This is a genomic window from Amycolatopsis sp. NPDC058278, assembly GCF_042881395.1.
Classification (GTDB): domain Bacteria; phylum Actinomycetota; class Actinomycetes; order Mycobacteriales; family Pseudonocardiaceae; genus Amycolatopsis.
The window spans coordinates 1-17,261 of record NZ_JBHVXZ010000095.1 but is presented as its reverse complement, the minus strand read 5'-3'; the positions used below and the strand labels follow the sequence as shown (position 1 = coordinate 17,261).

The 17,261-nt window shown below is 71.2% G+C and carries 17 protein-coding genes; 9 read left to right on the top strand and 8 right to left on the bottom strand.

Features of this window, described 5'->3' with window-relative positions; translation table 11 throughout:
• The first annotated feature begins 48 nt into the window (after positions 1–48).
• The 4 genes from ACFVYA_RS36060 to ACFVYA_RS36045 all read left to right on the top strand — a co-directional run bounded on the left by ACFVYA_RS36060 (position 49) and on the right by ACFVYA_RS36045 (position 3,718).
• Entirely contained in the window at positions 49–855 is an 807-nt protein-coding gene (locus tag ACFVYA_RS36060) for an ABC transporter ATP-binding protein (protein ID WP_387051448.1), read from the top strand.
• Positions 845–1,732, top strand: coding sequence for an ABC transporter permease (locus ACFVYA_RS36055; RefSeq protein WP_013222208.1), 888 nt, complete (start codon positions 845–847; stop codon positions 1,730–1,732). The genes ACFVYA_RS36060 and ACFVYA_RS36055 overlap by 11 nt, the downstream gene beginning before the upstream one ends.
• A 1-nt stretch (position 1,733) precedes the next feature.
• Positions 1,734–2,789 carry an ABC transporter substrate-binding protein gene (locus tag ACFVYA_RS36050; RefSeq protein WP_387051446.1) on the top strand — a complete coding sequence of 352 codons (1,056 nt, stop codon included), beginning with the start codon at positions 1,734–1,736 and terminating at the stop codon, positions 2,787–2,789.
• Positions 2,790–3,010: 221 nt separating this feature from the next.
• A complete protein-coding gene (locus ACFVYA_RS36045; protein ID WP_387051444.1) occupies positions 3,011–3,718 on the top strand; it encodes a G1 family glutamic endopeptidase in 708 nt (235 codons plus the stop codon).
• A gap of 1 nt (position 3,719) precedes the next feature.
• Here ACFVYA_RS36045 and ACFVYA_RS36040 read toward each other — a convergent pair whose 3' ends face one another.
• Entirely contained in the window at positions 3,720–4,328 is a 609-nt protein-coding gene (locus tag ACFVYA_RS36040) for a hypothetical protein (RefSeq protein WP_285994047.1), read from the bottom strand.
• A gap of 91 nt (positions 4,329–4,419) precedes the next feature.
• Positions 4,420–7,329: an ATP-binding protein gene (locus ACFVYA_RS36035; protein WP_387051476.1), complete on the bottom strand. Its 2,910-nt coding sequence runs from the start codon at positions 7,327–7,329 to the stop codon at positions 4,420–4,422.
• 515 nt (positions 7,330–7,844) lie between these two features.
• Here ACFVYA_RS36035 and ACFVYA_RS36030 point away from each other — a divergent pair.
• Positions 7,845–8,948 carry a S1 family peptidase gene (locus ACFVYA_RS36030; RefSeq protein ID WP_387051442.1) on the top strand — a complete coding sequence of 368 codons (1,104 nt, stop codon included), beginning with the start codon at positions 7,845–7,847 and terminating at the stop codon, positions 8,946–8,948.
• A gap of 93 nt (positions 8,949–9,041) precedes the next feature.
• Here the strand turns inward: ACFVYA_RS36030 and ACFVYA_RS36025 are convergent, their stop codons facing one another.
• From ACFVYA_RS36025 to ACFVYA_RS36015, 3 genes are all read right to left on the bottom strand, one after another.
• Positions 9,042–9,446 carry an SsgA family sporulation/cell division regulator gene (locus tag ACFVYA_RS36025; RefSeq protein ID WP_013222214.1) on the bottom strand — a complete coding sequence of 135 codons (405 nt, stop codon included), beginning with the start codon at positions 9,444–9,446 and terminating at the stop codon, positions 9,042–9,044.
• A gap of 154 nt (positions 9,447–9,600) precedes the next feature.
• Entirely contained in the window at positions 9,601–10,875 is a 1,275-nt protein-coding gene (locus tag ACFVYA_RS36020) for an MFS transporter (protein ID WP_387051440.1), read from the bottom strand.
• 20 nt (positions 10,876–10,895) lie between these two features.
• The gene (locus tag ACFVYA_RS36015) at positions 10,896–11,369 is read right to left on the bottom strand and encodes an Lrp/AsnC family transcriptional regulator (protein WP_285987728.1); all 474 of its coding nucleotides are present in this window, start codon (positions 11,367–11,369) and stop codon (positions 10,896–10,898) included.
• A gap of 201 nt (positions 11,370–11,570) precedes the next feature.
• Between ACFVYA_RS36015 and ACFVYA_RS36010 the strand changes: the two genes are divergently transcribed.
• Positions 11,571–12,560 (top strand): beta-ketoacyl-ACP synthase III, encoded by a 990-nt coding sequence (locus tag ACFVYA_RS36010; RefSeq protein ID WP_285987729.1) that lies wholly within the window; start codon positions 11,571–11,573, stop codon positions 12,558–12,560.
• Here ACFVYA_RS36010 and ACFVYA_RS36005 read toward each other — a convergent pair.
• Positions 12,548–14,047 carry an adenylate/guanylate cyclase domain-containing protein gene (locus ACFVYA_RS36005; protein WP_387051438.1) on the bottom strand — a complete coding sequence of 500 codons (1,500 nt, stop codon included), beginning with the start codon at positions 14,045–14,047 and terminating at the stop codon, positions 12,548–12,550. The genes ACFVYA_RS36010 and ACFVYA_RS36005 overlap by 13 nt on opposite strands.
• 64 nt (positions 14,048–14,111) lie before the next feature.
• Here ACFVYA_RS36005 and ACFVYA_RS36000 point away from each other — a divergent pair, with 64 nt between their 5' ends.
• On the top strand, positions 14,112–14,609 hold the full coding sequence (locus ACFVYA_RS36000) for an FBP domain-containing protein (protein ID WP_387051437.1): 498 nt from the start codon (positions 14,112–14,114) through the stop codon (positions 14,607–14,609).
• Here ACFVYA_RS36000 and ACFVYA_RS35995 read toward each other — a convergent pair.
• Positions 14,606–15,418 (bottom strand): class I SAM-dependent methyltransferase, encoded by an 813-nt coding sequence (locus tag ACFVYA_RS35995; RefSeq protein ID WP_387051435.1) that lies wholly within the window; start codon positions 15,416–15,418, stop codon positions 14,606–14,608. The genes ACFVYA_RS36000 and ACFVYA_RS35995 overlap by 4 nt on opposite strands.
• Positions 15,419–16,102, bottom strand: coding sequence for a FadR/GntR family transcriptional regulator (locus ACFVYA_RS35990; protein WP_387051433.1), 684 nt, complete (start codon positions 16,100–16,102; stop codon positions 15,419–15,421). It lies immediately after the preceding gene.
• Positions 16,103–16,145: 43 nt separating this feature from the next.
• On the opposite strand from ACFVYA_RS35990, the gene ACFVYA_RS35985 reads away from it, so the two are divergent.
• Both ACFVYA_RS35985 and ACFVYA_RS35980 read left to right on the top strand, forming a co-directional pair.
• Positions 16,146–16,769: a GNAT family N-acetyltransferase gene (locus ACFVYA_RS35985; protein WP_387051431.1), complete on the top strand. Its 624-nt coding sequence runs from the start codon at positions 16,146–16,148 to the stop codon at positions 16,767–16,769.
• Entirely contained in the window at positions 16,766–17,128 is a 363-nt protein-coding gene (locus ACFVYA_RS35980) for a VOC family protein (protein WP_387051429.1), read from the top strand. Before ACFVYA_RS35985 ends, ACFVYA_RS35980 begins: the two co-directional genes overlap by 4 nt.
• Positions 17,129–17,261 lie beyond the last annotated feature (133 nt).

The following is a 17,261-nucleotide window of genomic DNA, read 5'->3' as shown; positions in this document are numbered from 1 at the left end:
GTCCCTTCCCAACGTGAGCCCCACCACGTGACGAAGGAGTCACCCCCGATGGTCCCCCCTCTGATCGAACTCACCGGAGCCACCAAACGGTTCCCGAGCGGGTCCGGGTCCGTGCACACGGCCGTCCGCGATCTGACCATGACCGTCCAGCCCGGCGAGTTCGTCGCGGTCGTCGGCCCCACCGGCTGCGGCAAGTCGACGACCCTCTCGCTGGTCTCCGGCCTGCAGCCGCCGTCCGCCGGCCGGGTCCGGGTGAACGGTGAGGACGTGAAGTCGATCCCGGACGGCGTCGGCTACATGTTCCAGACGGACGCGGTGATGCCGTGGCGTTCGGTGCTGGAGAACGTCGCTTCCGGCCCGCGCTTCCGCGGGGTGTCGAAGGCGGAAGCCCGCGCGCAGGCCGTCGACTGGATCGCCCGCGTCGGGCTCGCCGGGTTCGAGAAGTACTACCCGCACCAGCTCTCCGGCGGCATGCGCAAGCGCGTCGCGCTGGCCCAGACGCTCGTCACCAAGCCGAAGATCCTGCTGATGGACGAGCCGTTCTCGGCGCTGGACGTCCAGACGCGGGCGCTGATGCAGGACGAGCTGCTGCGGCTGTGGTCGGGTTCGGGGGCCGCGGTGATCTTCGTGACGCACGACCTCGACGAGGCCATCGCGCTGGCGGACAAGGTCGTCGTGCTGACGTCGTCGCCGGCCACGGTGAAGGACGTCTTCGAGATCCCGCTCGAGCGGCCGCGGAAGGTGGAGGACCTGCGGCTCACCGAGGAGTTCCGCAAGCTCTACGCCGACATCTGGGAATCACTGCGCAGCGAGGTCGACAAGGCCCGTGAGAAGGGAGCGAGCAATGTCGCTTGAGACCCCCGCGGCGCCGTCCGCGCCACTTCCGGTCCTCGAGACCGAGCAGGACATCCTGGCCCGCGCGAAGCAGGCTTCCGCCAAGCGCAAGCGCAACATCTGGCTGCTGCGCCTGGCGATCGTCGTCGTCTGGCTGGGCAGCTGGGAGCTGACCGCCACGTACTGGATCGACCCGTTCTTCTACTCGAAGCCGTCGAAGATCTGGGAACGGCTGGTCGAGTGGTTCAGCGCCGGCACCGACTTCGGCTCGATCTGGTACCAGATCCTGGTGACCGTCGAAGAGGCCGCGATCGGCTTCGTCATCGGTGCCATCTTCGGCGTGGTGTTCGGCGTGGTCCTCGGCCGCAGCTCGTACCTCGCGCAGGTGCTGGCGCCGTTCATCAAGGCCGCCAACGCGTTGCCGCGCATCGTGCTCGCCGCGCTGTTCGTCATCTGGTTCGGGCTCGGGCTGTCCTCGAAGGTCGCGACCGTCGTCGTGCTCGTGTTCTTCGCGGTGTTCTTCAACGCCTTCACCGGCGCCCGCGAGGTCGACCGCAACCTGATCGACAACGCCCGCATCCTCGGCGCGACCCGCGGCCAGGTGCTGAAGTCGATCGTGCTGCCCAGCGCGACGTCGTGGATCCTGTCGTCGCTGCACGTGGCGTTCGGCTTCGCGCTGATCGGCGCGGTGGTCGGCGAGTACACCGGCGCGAAGGCCGGGATGGGCTTCCTGATCGCCAACGCGCAGGGCACCTTCGACACCGCGGGCGTGTACGCCGGCATGCTGATCATCACCGTCGTCGCGCTGCTGGCCGAGTGGGGGATCAGCACGCTGGAGGGCAGGCTGCTGCGGTGGCGCCCGCCGTCCGCCTCCGAAGCCGCGATCAAGGCGGTCTGACATGCGTCTCAGAAGGACAGTCGGCGTGGTGGCCGCGGTCGCCGTCGCCGCGGCCGGGCTCACCGCCTGCCGCGACTCGCGGGAGATCTCGCTCGGCACCACCGGGCAGCCGCACATCAAGATCATGGTCGGCGGCCTGTCGAAGGTGATCTACCTGCCGGGGCAGCTGGCCCAGCAGATCGGCGCGTACAAGAAGCAGGGCTTGGACGTCGAGCTCTTCGACCAGCCGTCCGGCGCGAACGCCGAGACGTCGCTGCTGGCCGGCGAGGTGCAGGCGGTCGTGGGGTTCTACGACCACACGATCGACCTGCAGGCCAAGGAACAGTGCATCGAGAGCGTCGTGCAGTTCGCGAACGTGCCGGGTGAGGCCGAGATGGTCGCGACCAAGAAGGCGGGCGACATCAAGTCGGGCGCCGACTTCAAGGGCCGCAACCTCGGTGTCACGTCGCTGGGTTCGTCGACGGACTTCCTGACCAAGGCGCTGGCCGCGCGCGGTGGCGTCAGCTCGAAGGAGTACACGCCGGTGAAGGTCGGCGCCGGGCAGACGTTCATCTCGGCGATGAACCAGGGCTCGATCGACGCCGGGATGACGACCGACCCGACGATCGCGCAGCTGACGAACACCGGCCAGGCGAAGGTGCTCTTCGACATGCGAACGGTCGAAGGTACGAAGGCCGCTTTGGGTGGTTTGTACCCGGCGAGCTCGCTGTACATGGGCTGCGAAATCGTGAAGCGGTATCCGGACATCGTGCAGAAACTGGCCAACGCGTACGTCGAGACCCTGAAGTGGATTTCGGCGCACACACCGGAACAGGTCGCCGCGATGATGCCGCCGTCGTTCGCCGGCGGGGACAAGGCGCTGTACGTCAAGTCGCTGCAGGACAGCCTGCCGATGTTCACCAAGGACGGCCGGATGGATCCCGCCGGGGCCCGGAACGTGCTGAAGGTGCTCGGTGAGTCGTCGAGCAACGTCAAGCCGAAGAAGGACAAGATCGACCTGTCGAAGACGTACACGACCCAGTTCGTGGACACCGCGCACGCGCAGGCCCAGCAATAGCCCCGCTCACCTGACCGGGCGGTAGGTGGGCGACATGGACCCGTGAAGGCCTCTTTTCCCCCGCGGAGGCCTTCACGGGTCTTTTCGGTTCAATTCCGGCAAATGGTGAGTATTTCCCGGAATGTGAAGACCCTTCGAAAGTAGCTACCTTCTTTTCGGTGCGGCTCCAACACTTGGGCACACGGTTTCCCGCCGTCCCCACGGTGAACGGAGTCTTCCGCATGTCCGGATTCGTTTCTTCGCGTCCTGTCCGCGTCCTCACGGTGGCCGCCGCCGCGGCGGCTTCACTGGCCGTCTCGGGTACCGCACACGCCGCTGTGTTCGGGGAGCACTTCCACGGCCACCAGTTCTCGGGTGGCAACTGGGGTGGTTACGTCAGCTTCGGCAGCTTCACCACGGCCACCGCGAGCTGGACGGAACCGTCCGTGAGCTGCACGTCCACCAACGACCTGTTCGCCCCGTGGGTCGGCATCGACGGCGACGGATCGTCCACTGTGGAACAGACCGGCGTGGCCACCGACTGCTCCAGCGGCCGCCCGGTCTACCAGGCCTGGTACGAGATGTACCCGGCCGCGCCGGTGTACTACTCGAACTCGGTCAGCGCCGGCGACCACATCACCGCCACGGTGACGCGCACCGCGACGAACACCTACCGGCTCGACATCAGCGACACGACCAAGGGCTGGTCGAAGACGATCACCAAGTCGCTGACGTCGAAGCACGCGTCGGCGGAGGCGATCATCGAGTCGCCGACCGACTCGTACCCGTCGATCTCCGGCGGCATCAAGTTCACCGGCGTCAAGTTCAACGGGACGAACCTGGCCTCGACGAGCCCGTCCGGCCTCAACGCCGACGACAAGGGCAGCTACACCTGGAGCCCGGGCGCCATCGGCTCCGACGGCCAGAGCTTCACGATGACCCGCCACTGAGTCATTTCAGGTTGTTGATCGCCCAGGCGACGACCATCACCGCCAGCACCAACGAGACGACGGCCTGCAGCATCATCGTCATCTTCGCCCAGATCCGCAGGGGCAGGACGTCGGTGGGGCTGAAGGCCGCCGCGTTGGTGAACGAGAAGTAGAGGTAGTCCAGGTAGGACGGTTCCCAGTCCTGGTGCGCCAGGCCCGGGTCGGCCATCTGCGGGAACTGCAGGTCGGGGAACTCGGCCCGGCCCGCGGCCCGCCGGCCCGGGCCACCGCGGTCGAACTCCCAGTACCAGAGGGAGAAGGCGACGACGTTCGTCCAGTAGACGATCCCGCCGGTGACCAGCACGGCCCCGGCGCGGGCGCCGATCGTCCCGGTCGCGATGGAGTAGACGAGACTCGCCGCCGACCAGGCATTCACCACGGTGACGAGGCCGACGATGAGCAGCGAGAAGGTCCGCTCGACGGCACTGAACTGCGCCATCCGGCCCGGGTTGACCAGCAGCAGGGCGACGACGAGCAGCACGGAGACGCCGGGCAGCAGCCACCACGGGTGCAGCGCCATGTCATCGGGCAGGGCGACCTGCAGGACGAGCGTCGCGACGACGACACCCATCGCGGGCCAGCGAGTCTCCCCGGACGTCCGCCGCCGCCACGCGGGAAGTGCCTCTTCAGTCACGCGCTCAAGGTAGGACGGCGACGCTCCGCTAGCCAGCCGGGGCGGTCGTCACTTCGCCGGGGAGCTTGCGGGCCACGTCCGTGCGCGACCGCGCGCCCAGCTTACGGAGCACCTTCGCCACGTGCTGTTCGACCGTCCGCGGCGAGAGGAACAGCCCGTCCGCGATCTCCCGGTTCGTCCGTCCCTCCGCGAGCATCCGCGCCACTTCGCGCTCACGCGGTGACAGTTCACTCCCGTACCCGCGCCGCCCGCGCTGCGATGGTGCCCAGGCGCCGTGCTCGCGCAGCTGGTGACGGCAGCGTCCGGCGTCGCGGGTCGCCCCGAGCTGCTCGTACGCCTCGGCCGCCGCGGTCAGCTCGTCGACGGCCGAACGGTTGCCCGCCGCGAGGCGGCACATCGAAGCGCGTTCGCGCATGGCCGTCGCGGGGTACGGCATCGGCAGGGCCGCGTAGCCGGACACGGCTTCGTCGTACAACGTCGCCGCGGCCAGGTGCTTGCCGCGCGCTTCGAGCAGCACCGCGCGGCCGGCCACGAGCGCGGCCGCGGCCACCGGTGCGTCACGGCCTTCGATACCGCGCGCGAAGGCCTCGACCACGTTGTCGGCCTCCGGCCAGCGCCCGGCCCGTGCGTACGCCTGCGCCGCCGCCGGGACCAGCGCGGCCGCCCAGATCCAGACGCCCTTGCGCCCGGCCGCGGCCACCGCCGTGTCGGCCGCCGCGCACGCGCCGTCGACGTCGTCGGTCGCGAGGAGCACGGAGATCAGCACCCCGGCGGCCGAAAGCACCACGGGGATCGGGCCGCGGTCCGGCGCGTGCACGCTCGCCGCGGTCAGGTGCCGTTGCGCGGCGGCGAACTCCCCGCGCACGGCCGCGAGGCCGCCGAGCACCAGCGAGGACTCCATGACGATCGGGCCGAGCTCCGGGTAGCTGTCCCGCAGCTGCTCGGCGGCCTCGGCCAAGCCGGTCCAGCGCCCGCGCACCCAGTCCAGCCGGACACGCGTGCCCTGGATCAGGCCGATCGCGTACAAGGCGCCGGCGTCGGTCGCGCGCCGGACGCCCTCGGTCACCAGCCGTTCGGCGCGGTCGAGGTGCCCGGCCCAGGACTGGCCGTCGGCCAGGTTGCACCACAGCCGGGCCAGCTGGACGCGCTCGGCGACGGTGCCGACCGTGTCCGACAGCGCTTCGAACTCCGCCCACGCCGAGCCGTCGCCGACGTGCGAGGCGGCGGCGATGCGGTCGGCGGTCAGCGCGAGCCGCAGCTCGGGGTCGTCGAGCCGCTCGTACACCTCGCCCGCGCGGGCGCGCCAGGATTCGTGCCACGACAACGGCGTCAGCCCGTCGATCGGCTGGGCGAGCAGGGTGATCCCGCGGGCGGCGAGGTCCGGCCGGTCGGTCAGCTCGCCGACCGCGCGCTCGACCTCCAGCCGGCCGCGGCCGAGGCCGCCGATGGTCCGGACCAGCAGCATGCCGAGGCTCAGCCGGATCGATCCGCGGACCGATGGCGGCAGCGTCACCTCCTCGAGGACGCGCTGCAGCGTGCCGAGCACCTCGGGGCGGAACCCCCGCAGCGCGACCTGGCTCAGCTTGCCCGCCACCCGCCCGATGTCGGCCTGCGCGGGGCCGGGTTCGGCGAGCACCGACTGCAGGAGGTCGATCGCGCGGGAAGTCTCGCCGCGCGTGATCGCCTCGTCGGCGGCGGCTTCCGCGTAGTGCCGCCACTGGTCGACGCGGCCGGCGGCGCGGGAGTGCCGGGCCAGCAGCGTCAGCGGCGGGGACGGCTGCGCGGCGAGCACGCGGATCGCCTGCGCGTGCAGCAAAGCGCGTTCCGGTCCGCTCACGGTGTCGTAAACCGCCTTGCGCGCCAGCGGGTGCCGGAAGCCGTACTTGCCGTCGCCGACTTCGCCGAGCACCCCACCGGAGAGGGTGTCGAGCAGCGCGGTGCGGAGGGTGTCGCCGGAGAGGCCGGCCAGCTCGCCGAGCACGTCGGCTTCGGCGCCGACGCCGAGCACCGCGGCCGCGCCGGCCAGCCGCACCGCCGGCCCCGGCAGCGCGGCCAGCCGTTCGGTGACGGCTTCCCGCAGCGGGAGCGGGACTTCGAGGTTTTCGAGCAGGCGGTCGGAGAGGACCTCGCCGACCGGGAGCCGATCGGCCGCCTCCTTCAGCGCCCGCAGTGTTTCCTCGACCACGAATGGGATCCCGGCCGTGCACTCGTGCAGCTTCGCCGCGAAGTCGTCGGTCACCCTGGGCAGTTCGAGCAGGTCGACGGCCAGCTCGCGCACCGCCGCGACGTCGAGCGCGCCGAGCGCGACGCGGGCGGAATGGACCGCCGGGTCGGTGCGGAACGGCGCCCCTCGTGGCACCGTCCCCGGCTCGGTCGCGGACCGGTGGGTGGCGACCACCGCCAGTTCGGGCGGCATCGTGCCGGCGAGGAACCGCAGGAAGTCGCGGGTGTCCTCGTCGGCCCACTGGAGGTCGTCGATCAGCACGAGCGCCGGCCCGCAGGCGGCGAGCAGTTCCCGCATCGCGCGGAACACCCGATGGCGCTCGGCGACCGGGTCGGCGAGGGGCTCGGGCCGCGGAGGAAGCGCTTCCGCGAGTTCCGGCAGCAACGGCCGGAGCACGCCGGCGACCGGGCTGAGCGGTCCCAGCGGCGCGTCGCCGACCGCGCGAAGCGCTTCCAGGACGGGCCCGTAGGGAAACGGTTCACGCAGCGGCTGGCATGCGCCGGTGAGCACCCGGCCGCCGTCGAACTCCTTGCGGCGCCCGATCTCCGCGAGCAGCCGGGTCCGGCCCATGCCCGGCTCGCCCTCGATCAGGACCGCGGCCGGACGGCTCCGGAGCACGGCGACGATGGCGTCGAGCTCGGTGTCGCGGCCGGTCAGCCGGGCGGGTCCGGACCGGACGGACACCGAGGTGGGGCGGGGGGTGGCCAGCCACATATGACCCTCCTCGACGCGCACACTGTTGCTCCTGGGGGTCCAGGGGGCTTGCCCCCGGCCGGGTCTGGGGCCCGGCCCCAGAGGACACAGTGCGCGGAGCCTAAGCAGCGCTGATCCGTCCGTAAACCTTTCACCGAATACGGTGCCGGTGTTGTTGTCACACGTCCGCCTACCGACCGTCACCGGTTTGCTGCAGGAACCGTGGGGATCGGGTCACCGTGCGTGCGAAACCGAGGGCGTTCGCACGTTCGAACGTCGCTTCACGCGTTCGAGTGTCGCCGACGGCTACTGAAAGTAGTTCACGGAAACCCTACTTACGGACCTGTCCGACCGGGTGACGCCGGGCGCTTGAGTCCGGCCGGAGCAGGGGATTCGCCCTCGGTGAATGCGTATACCCATTCGCCGGGCGCCCGGATTGCACCGTAACGCCCACTGCGGGGACGCTCACCCGGGGGAGTACCACTGCGTGGCCGGTGTGGAGCCGCGCGTAACCACTGTAACCACTTGGGAGAAGCATGAAGATCGCGAGACTTCTCGGTGCCGCTGCCACCGCGGTGATGGCGACGGGCGCGCTGGCCGCGACCGCCGTCCCCGCGTCGGGCCAGGACCTGCTGAACCCGGACATGGTGCCCGCCATGCAGCGGGACCTCGGCCTGACCCACGACCAGGCGCTCGCGCGGCTGAAGAGCGAGGACGTCGCGAACAAGGTCACCGAGTCGCTCACCGCGGCGCTCGGCGACGCGTTCGGTGGCGCGACCTACAACGCCGCCACGGGCAAGGCGCACGTCACCACGACGAACGCCGCGCTGGCCGGCAAGATCCGTGAGGCCGGTGCGGAACCGGAAGTCGTGAAGTTCAGCGCCCGCCAGCTCAATTCCACTGTGGACAAGCTGAACGCCGCCGACAAGGCCGCACCCGCCGCGATCACCGGCTGGGGCGTCGACGACGCCACCAACCGCGTCACCCTGGACGTGCTGCAGGGCCAGCGCCCCGCCGCGGACGCGTTCCTCGCCAAGTCCGGTGTGGACTCCGCCGTGGTGGCGATCCGCGAAACGGCGTCGATGCCGACCACCTACGCCAACATCCGCGGCGGGGACGCCTACTACATCGGCGGGTCGTCGCGCTGCTCGGTCGGGTTCTCGACGACCACCGGCTTCGTCACCGCCGGCCACTGCGCCGCGCTCACCGGCGCCGGCCGGCTGACCGGGTCCAACGGCGCCGCGCTCGGCAGCTGGGGCGCCTACCGCTTCCCGGGCAGCGACTACGCGCGGGTGAACACGAACAGCAGCTGGACCCCGGTCGCCCAGATGAACAACGGCACCGCGGTGCGCGGCCAGTCGAACGCCGCGACCGGCACGTCGGTCTGCAAGGCCGGCTCGACCACCGGCTGGACCTGCGGCACCATCGGCGCCAAGAACCAGAGCGTCCGCTACGCCGAAGGCACGGTCAACGGGATGACCGCGACGAACGTCCGCTCGGCGGCCGGTGACTCGGGCGGTGGCTTCATCGCCGGCAACTACGCGCAGGGCATCCTGTCCGGCGGCAACACGTCCGTGACGTACTTCTTCCCGATCGGTGCCGCTCTTTCGGGCACCGGCGCCACGCTGAAGACCAGCTGAGTTCCCGGACACGGCAAAGGGCGGGTTTCGGGCGCCTCCAGCGCGCCCGGAACCCGCCCTCGTTCCTCGCCGCGGGAATGGGAGGTTCAGGGGTCAGACGTTGCTGATCTCCTCGATCAGCCCGTCGACGTCGAAGTGCGCGCTCTCTTCGCCGAGCGGCACCAGTTCGGTGGACGCGTCCAGGAAGGTCCGGACGTCCTCGACCTCGAGCTCGAACGACGCATAGCCGTCCGGTGACTCGATTTCCAGGGTGAGGAAGTCTTCGTCATCGGAGAGATCCGGGCGGATCCGGACGTCGCCGAGGCCGGCCGGCTCGTCGAGACCGGCCACGAGGAGGTCACGCGCGAAGGTCCATTCGATCCACCGGCCGCGCTCGGTCCGGAAGGCCACGGTCACCGCGAAGGGTTCGTGGGCGTGGTAGGACAGGCGGGACAGGACGGGCGTGGTGCTCTCGTTCAGCAGCACGAACTGGCTCTGGTGTACGGCGTCGGTGTGCACGGCCCCTCCTGGAGTCTCGCGGTGGTTCGCGCGGCGCGAACTGTTCGGCAAGGAGATGACCAGGGCCAACGGTCATGACGGAGAAACTCTCACGTTCACTTGATCGGTTGCATCCGTCCATTGTGGTGTAACACCGGGCACATACCCCTTGCGCTCAGGCCGACACGGGTGGTGACGGCTCGCGCAGGGCATCCGGCAGTTTCTTCCGCAGCACGAGCAGCGCGGGGACGGCGGACGCGCAGGTCAGGGCCAGAATCGACCAGGTCAGCGCGTTGCTCGCGCTGAGCAGGACGGCCAGCAGGCCCGGAGCGAGCGCGATGGGCAGGCCCCAGGAGAGCTGGAAGATCGAACTGGCCCGCCCTTCGGCCCCCGGCGGAGCGGCCGCGGCGGCCGCCGCGGTGGCGGTCGGGCCGAAGAGCGCCTCCGCGATCGAGAAGCCGAGGCTGGTCACGAGGATGAGAGCGGTGGCCACCGGCAGCGAAACGGCCTCCAGCGGGATCAGGAGCGCGAAGCAGATCGCGAAGAGGACGGCGGCCCCGATGAGCCCGGCGGTCCGGCTGCGCCCGGCGAGCAGGCCGACGATCGGCCGCTGCGCGGTGACGACGACCACGGTGCCGGCGGTGATCGCGGTCCCGGCGATCCACTGTGGACCGTGCAGCAGGTCGCGGACGACGATCGGCAGCACGGAGAACTTGGCGGCGCTGGCGAGGGTGAACGCCATGTGGGTGACGCAGAACCCGGTGAAGGCCCGATCACCCAGCACGGCCCGCCAGCTGCCGGGCGAAGCAGCCGGTGTGGCGGCCGCCGCGGGCCCACCGCCGGCCGTCGGCTCCGAGCCGCGGACCTCCGCTTCGGCGAGCACCGCCGCCGCCGCTCCGGCCCCGCCGTCGCGTGGGAGCAGCCGGATCAGCACCGCCGCGACCCCGAAACTCGCCGCGTTCACGTACGCCAGCGCGTGGAACGCCGAAGGGCTCGTGATCGTCGGCAGCACCGCCATCGCCGCCGCGCCGAGGCCCGCTCCCGCGAACCGGCCCACCGTCTGCGTCGCCAGCACCCGGTCGGTGTCGCGGCCGGACGTGAGCCGGGCCACCATCGGCGCGTTGCACGTCCAGAACAGCCGGTCGCCGAAGCCGGCCACCGCCGACACCACGATCACCTGCCAGTTCGTGTACGCCAGCGGATAGGCCGCGAAGGCGGCGAGCCGCACCAGGTTGCCCGCGATGAGCAGCGCGCGGGGCCCGAAGCGGTCCATCGCGGCCCCGGTGGCCGGGCCGGTCACCAGGGCCAGCAGGGCGCCGGTGCTCAGCGACGCGCCCGCGTCGACCAGGTCCATGCCCTGTCCGTGGACGAGGAACAACAGGGCGAACGGGACCCACAGCCCGCTGCCCAGCGCGTCGATCAGCGTCGCGGCCAGAAAGATCCGAAGCATGTCTCCCCCGGCGGGGCAGCTTACGGGTCGAGCGGCAGGCTGAGCCCCACTTTCACGCGATCCATCGCCACGCTCGTCGTGAAGTGCCGGACGTTCGGGTTGTCGAAGAACATCCGCCGGGTGAACGCCTCGAAGGCCGCCATGTCCGGACACGTCACGATCAGCACGTAGTCCGCCGTGCCGGTGACGTAGTAGCACTGCTGGATGGCGTCCTCGGCCAGGACCTGGCGGCGGAACCCGTCGAAGACCGCGAGGTTCTCCCGCTCCATTTCGACCGTCACCACGAACGTCATGCCCAGCCCGAGCGCGTCCGGCGACAGCACCGCCACCTCGCGCTCGATCACGCCCGCCTCGCGCAGCCGCTTGATCCGCCGCTGCACCGCCGCGGCCGAGAGCCCGACCTTCGCGCCGATCGTTTCGGCGATCGTGCGGGCGTCCGCCTGGAGGCAGGCGAGGATGGCGATGTCCAGCTGGTCGAGGTCGGGTGTCCGCACCCCAGCAGGCTAACCGGCACCCCCGACAATTCGCCGCCGTTCACTCCTCCGTGACGTCGCTCACTACTCCGTCCGAAGGGAAGATGAAACAACTTATTACGTGAGCTGGAACACAACTGGCCGGTCTACCAGGGGGTAGCCCATAGAAGTGGAAGACCAGCCGGTCGCTTCGCCAACCCGCCGGCGTGGGGAGGCTCTCCCGTGCCCGCACCTGCCGCCGTGCTGACCGGCCTCGGTTCGTGGTTGCCGACGAAAGTCCTGGACAACCACGAAATCGCCGCCCGGCTCGACACCTCGGACGAGTGGATCCGGACCCGCACCGGGATCCGCGAACGCCGCGTCGCCGGGCCCGGTGAGTCCACTGTGGATCTCGCGGTCGGGGCGGGCCGCGAAGCGCTCGGCGGCACGTCCGCCGACGCCGTCGTCCTCGCCACCTCCACGCCCGACCAGCCCTGCCCGGCCAGCGCACCGCAGGTCGCCGCCCGGCTCGGGCTCGGCACGGCCGCGGCGTTCGACGTCAACGCCGTCTGCAGCGGCTTCGTCTACGCCCTCGCCACGGCCGCCGGTTTCATCGCGGGCGGGCTGGCCGAGCGTGTGCTCGTGATCGGCGCCGACACCTTCACCACGCTCATCGACCCCAATGACCGGACCACCGTGCCGATCTTCGGCGACGGCGCGGGCGCGGTCCTGCTGCGCGCGGGTGAGGCCGGCGAGCCGGGCGCGTTCGGCCCGTTCGACCTGCACAGCGAGGGTGAGCACGCCGAACTGCTGTGGGTGGAGGCGGGCGGCGCGCGCCGGCGGCTCTCCGACCAGCCGGGCGACCGCTTCCTCGCCATGCAGGGCACGGCCGTGTTCCGCCACGCCTGCGCGCGCATGGCGGAGTCGTCGCGCACGGTCCTGGAGCGCGCGGGCTGGATGGTCGGCGACGTCGACCGCTTCGTCGGGCACCAGGCGAACATCCGGATCCTCCAGGCGACGGCGAAGCAGCTTGGCATGCCGGCCGACGCCGTGGTCGCCAACATCGACCGGGTCGGCAACACCAGCGCCGCGTCCATCCCGCTCGCCCTGGCCGACGCCCGGGCCGACGGCACCCTCGTGCCCGGGCACCGCGTCCTGCTCAGCGCGTTCGGCGCCGGCCTGACCTGGGGTTCGACCGTGCTGCGCTGGCCGGACCTGGGTCAGCTGTCCTGAGTCGTCGGGCCCGCCGTCCAGGTCGGCGTCGCCTCCGCGCGGCCGCGCAGCTCCAGCTCGCCGTGCTTCTCCCAGTGGGCGGCTTCGCCCGGCAGCGCCGCGGAGACGACGGCGTCGCTGGCGAGCACCCGTGACGGGACCGCCTTGGCGAGTTCGGTGAGCCGCGCGGCCTCGTTGACCGCGTCGCCGATCACGGTGTACTCGAGCCGGCTGCTGGTGCCGAGCTGCCCGGCGAACACCGGGCCGCTCGAGACGCCGATGCCGAGGTCGAGCTCGCCGGCCTCGCGCACCGCGTCCCGGATCACCCGCGCCGCGGCCAGCGCGGCCGTCGGGGCGTCCGCGAGCCGCGTCGGCGCGCCGAAGATGCACAGCGCGGCGTCACCCTGGAACTTGTTGACCAGCCCGCCGCGCGCGTTGACCGCGGCGACGACCGCGGCGAACAGCCGGTTCAGCTTCCCGACCAGTTCCTCCGGCGGCGTGCGGTAGGCCAGCGCCGTCGAGTCGACGACGTCGACGAACAACGCCGTGACCTCGCGGACGTCGCCCGAAAGGGACGCGCCGTACTCCAGGGCGTGCCGGGCGACCTCGGCGCCGACGTGCCGGCCGAACAGGTCCCGCATCCGCGCCTGTTCGCGCAGGCCGGCGGCGAGCTGGTTCACCGACGTCTGGAGCAGGCCGATCTCGCTGGAGTCGTCGACGTCCACGGCGACGTCGGTGTTGCCGCGCGCGATCTCGTCGAGCGCCACGCGCAGCCGGTGCAGCGGCGCCGCGACCGCCCTGGCCAGCAGCGCCGTGCCGATCGCGCCGACGCCGAGGCCGATCACCGACAACATGATGAGGCTCGCGGTGTGGTCGCCCGAGCCCAGCTCCGGCGGGGTGGCGATGAGCAGGACGCCCACCAGCGGGACGCCGCTGGCCAGCGCCCAGGTGACGATCAGCCGGGTCAGCACGGTGACCGGCAGCGAGCCGCGCGGGAGCAGGACCGCCAGGGCGATCGTCATCACGGGCCGCGCCACCCACTCGGCGGCGAGGTAGGTGAGGCCGACGGTGGTGAGCCCGCCCAGCCCGATCACCGTGGCCATGCCGACGGCGTCGTCGGCCGAGCCGAGCGTCCCGGCGAGCACGGTGAGGATGACGGTGCCGATGAGCCAGAGCGTGCCGCTGACCACCGCCATGTCGACGGGCAGCCGCAGCGCGCGCCGCGCCTCGCTGACCGACGGCGGGCGGCCGAGCACGAACCAGATCGCGGTGCGGCGCTGCAGCCACGCCGTCCACAACGTCCCGGCGAGCAGCGCCCCGGCGACGATGCCGGCCGCGGTCAGGCCGAGCACCCAGCCGCGGTCGCCGACGTCGTTCGGCAGGCCCTGCAGCACCAGCAGCAGCGCGACCACACCGGAGCCGGCGACGCTCGAGCCGAGGCCCAGCCCGGCGAAGCCCAGGCTGGTGCGCAACACCACCCGGAAGTTCTTCACGGCGATCTTGCGCACGGCGTTGATCGTACGGCCGAAAATGCGTGGCCACTCCCCGTGGCCGCTGGTTACCGTGCTGATCATGGATGCACTCGGCCAGGACGAGATCCGGGCCTCGTTCGTCAACTGCACCCGCGGCGAAGCCAAGGGCGTGACGCTGCCCGCCGGGCCCGAGGAAATCCCGTGGGAGCAGCGGGAGTTCCTCGGCTGGCGCGACCCGAAGGCGCCCGCGCGGGCCTACCTCGTGCTGCCCCACGGCGGTGAGGTGGTCGGGCTCGCCCTGCGCGCGGCCCCGCCCCCGAAGTCACGCCTGCGCAGCAACATCTGCGGCTTCTGCACCACGACCCACGGGCTCGCCGACATCACGCTGTTCTCGGCCAAGCGCGCCGGGAAGGCCGGCCGCGAGGGCAACACGCTGGGCATCTACGCCTGCGGCAACCTGGCGTGCTGCCGGTACGTCCGCGGCGACCTGAAGTCCGACGTCCCGCAGCCGTTCGAGACGCTCACGCTCGAGGAGCGCATCGCGCGGCTGGAGGAGAAGCTGCACAAGTTCGTGGCGCGGGTGCTGGAGTCGCGTTAGAAGCGGTACCGCACGATGTGCGCGGTCCGGGCCAGGGGCGGGAACACCTTCAGCATCCGCATTTGGAAGCGGGTGATCGGGCCCAGCTTGGCCAGCACCTCCGGGGTCGCCCAGTGCCCGGCGTCCAATGAGGACTCGCACGTGAGGCCGCAACGCTCGAGCTCGCGCGGGTCGTCGACGCCCCAGTACAGCGTCGCACCCGCCTTGCGCACCGGCGCGTTGAGCTTCTGGATCTTGATGGCCGTCCGGTTGAAGAGGTCGCAGATCAGCTCGCCGGACGGGAACTTCCCGGCCAGCCGGCGGAACAGTTCGGTGCCGGTTTCGGGTTTCAGGTACATCGTGAGGCCTTCGGCGACGATCAGCGCCGGCCGGTCCGCCGGCACCTGGTCGAGCCAGCCGAAGTCGGTCACCGACGAGCCGATGTGCGTCTGGTTCGGCGCCGGTTCGTAGAGCTTTTCGCGCAGTTCGATGACCTCGGGGTAGTCGACGTCGTACCAGTGGACGGTCTCCGGCGGCGCGAGTCGCTGGAACCGCGTGTCCATGCCGCAGCCCAGGTGCAGCACGATGGCGTCCGGGTGGGCGCGCAGGTACTCGGCGGCCCAGTCGTCGATGGGCTTCGCCCGCAGGACGACCGAGATCGCGCGGTCGGCGGAGATGCCGATCTTGGTGAAGTCGTAGTCGATCCGGCGGACGGCGTCGTCGGCCGCCTTGTCGCCGAGGATCGGGTGGGCGCTGCGGTAGTCGAGCGCGCGGCCGTACAGCGTCGCCAGGTTGGTGGCCTTTTCTTCGGTGAAGTGGACCTTCTCCATCTAGCGCTCCTCCGCGGCGAAGTCGTGTGCGTAGGTCTTGGCGTCCACCAGGTGCTTGAGGGTCAGCTCGCGGGCGGCGGCCGGATCGGACCGGCGGATGGCGTCGAGGATGGCCCGGTGGTCGGCGACGGCCTTGCGGATCTGCCCGGGCAGCCGCAGCGCCGCCCGGCGCTCCTCGCCGACCAGGGCGAGCACGGACCGCAGCAGCCCGGCGACGTCGTCGTTCCCGGCGTTCTGCGCGATCACCCGGTGGAACTCGGCATCGGCGGCGATGACGTGCAGCATGTCCCCGGCTTCGGCGGCCAGCGCCATCTCGGCGACGTTGTCCTCGAGCCGGCTGACGGTTTTCGCGGTCGCGTGCCGGGCCAGCCGTTCGGCGAGGGTCGGCTCGACGGTGGCGCGCAGGTCGAAGAGCTTTTCGACGAGCTGGTCGTGTTCGGTGAACCAGGTCCGCAAGGGTTGTTCCTGCTGCTCGCGGACGTAGGTCCCGGAGCCGGCCCGGATCTGGACGTACCCGATGGAGGCGAGGACGCGCAGGGCCTGCCGCAGCGACCCCCGGCTGATGCCCAGCTCTTCGCAGAGGACGCGCTCGGCGGGCAGCCGTGAGCCGGGCGGCAGGTCGCCGGAGTCGATCCGCGCCCGCAGCCGGTCGACGGTCGCGCTCCAGACCTGCTCGGTGTCCACCCGCTCATCCTCTCAGCTCAGGGAACTGTCGGGGGTGGCTGCCATGATCACCGGCATGGACGTTTTGGGGGCATGGGTCCGCGGCTGGGCGCTGTCGCGGGCAACGTCGGCACCGGTGGCCGAGCTCGACGGTTACCGCGTCGAGGTCGGCCTGCCGGGGCACCGGGTGCGATACCTGCTGCGCGCGCCGGCGACGGTTTCCTCCCGGGCCCGGACGGTGGCCGCGCCGGGCACGTGGCTGAAGACGTGCGGCTCGCGTTCCGCGGTCCTGCCGGCCCTGACCCCGGCGTGGGTGGCGGGGGAGACGGAGTACCTGATGGCGTTCGAGGGAGCTCTTCCGCCGGCCGCGGTCCCAGCGTCGTACTCGGTCGCGGTGACCGGCGCGGGGCCGGTGTGGGAGGTCGTCGTGTCTTCCGGTGCGGCTGTGGCGGCCCGGGGCCGGATCGCGGTGGCCGGCGGTGTCGCGGTGTTCGACAAGATCGAGACCGAGCCTGAGCACCGTCGTCGCGGCCTCGGCCGGGTGGTGATGCACCGCCTGGGCGAAGCGGCGGGAGCCCGTTCGAGCGCGTTGCTGGCTTCCGAGGCCGGCCGCGGGCTGTACAGCGCACTCGGCTGGCGCGTGGTGTCCGACGTCGTCCCCGCGCACGTCCCGGAAGGAGCGGCATGACAGCGCGGTTCAAGGACCTCGCCCTGGACGCGAACGACCACCAAGCGCTGGCGGACTGGTGGTGCCGCGCGCTCGGCTACGTCCGCCGGGATGCGCTGACCGGCGACACCCGCCCGGACGACTGGCCCGTCCCGATCGTCGACCCGGCCGGTCGCGGGCCGCTGATCTGGCTCAACCCGGTACCGGAGCGCAAGACGGTCAAGAACCGCATGCACCTGGACGTCTTCGGCGACCCGGCCGAGCCGGTGGCGATGGGCGCCACCCTGGTCCGCGCACGCGGCGGCGATGTCGACTGGGACCAGCTGGCGGATCCGGAGGGCAACGAGTTCTGCGTCTTCACGCCGGAGGTGACTGTCTGACCTGACACATCTGCGTCGCGGGAGCGGCCCACGGTGCTTAGTACTCCAGCCGCACTTCGTGACACTCAGGGTGTAGCGTATCGATCTTGTGCTGAGTGATGATGACCTGGCTGCCTGGGTGTCCGGGTTGGAT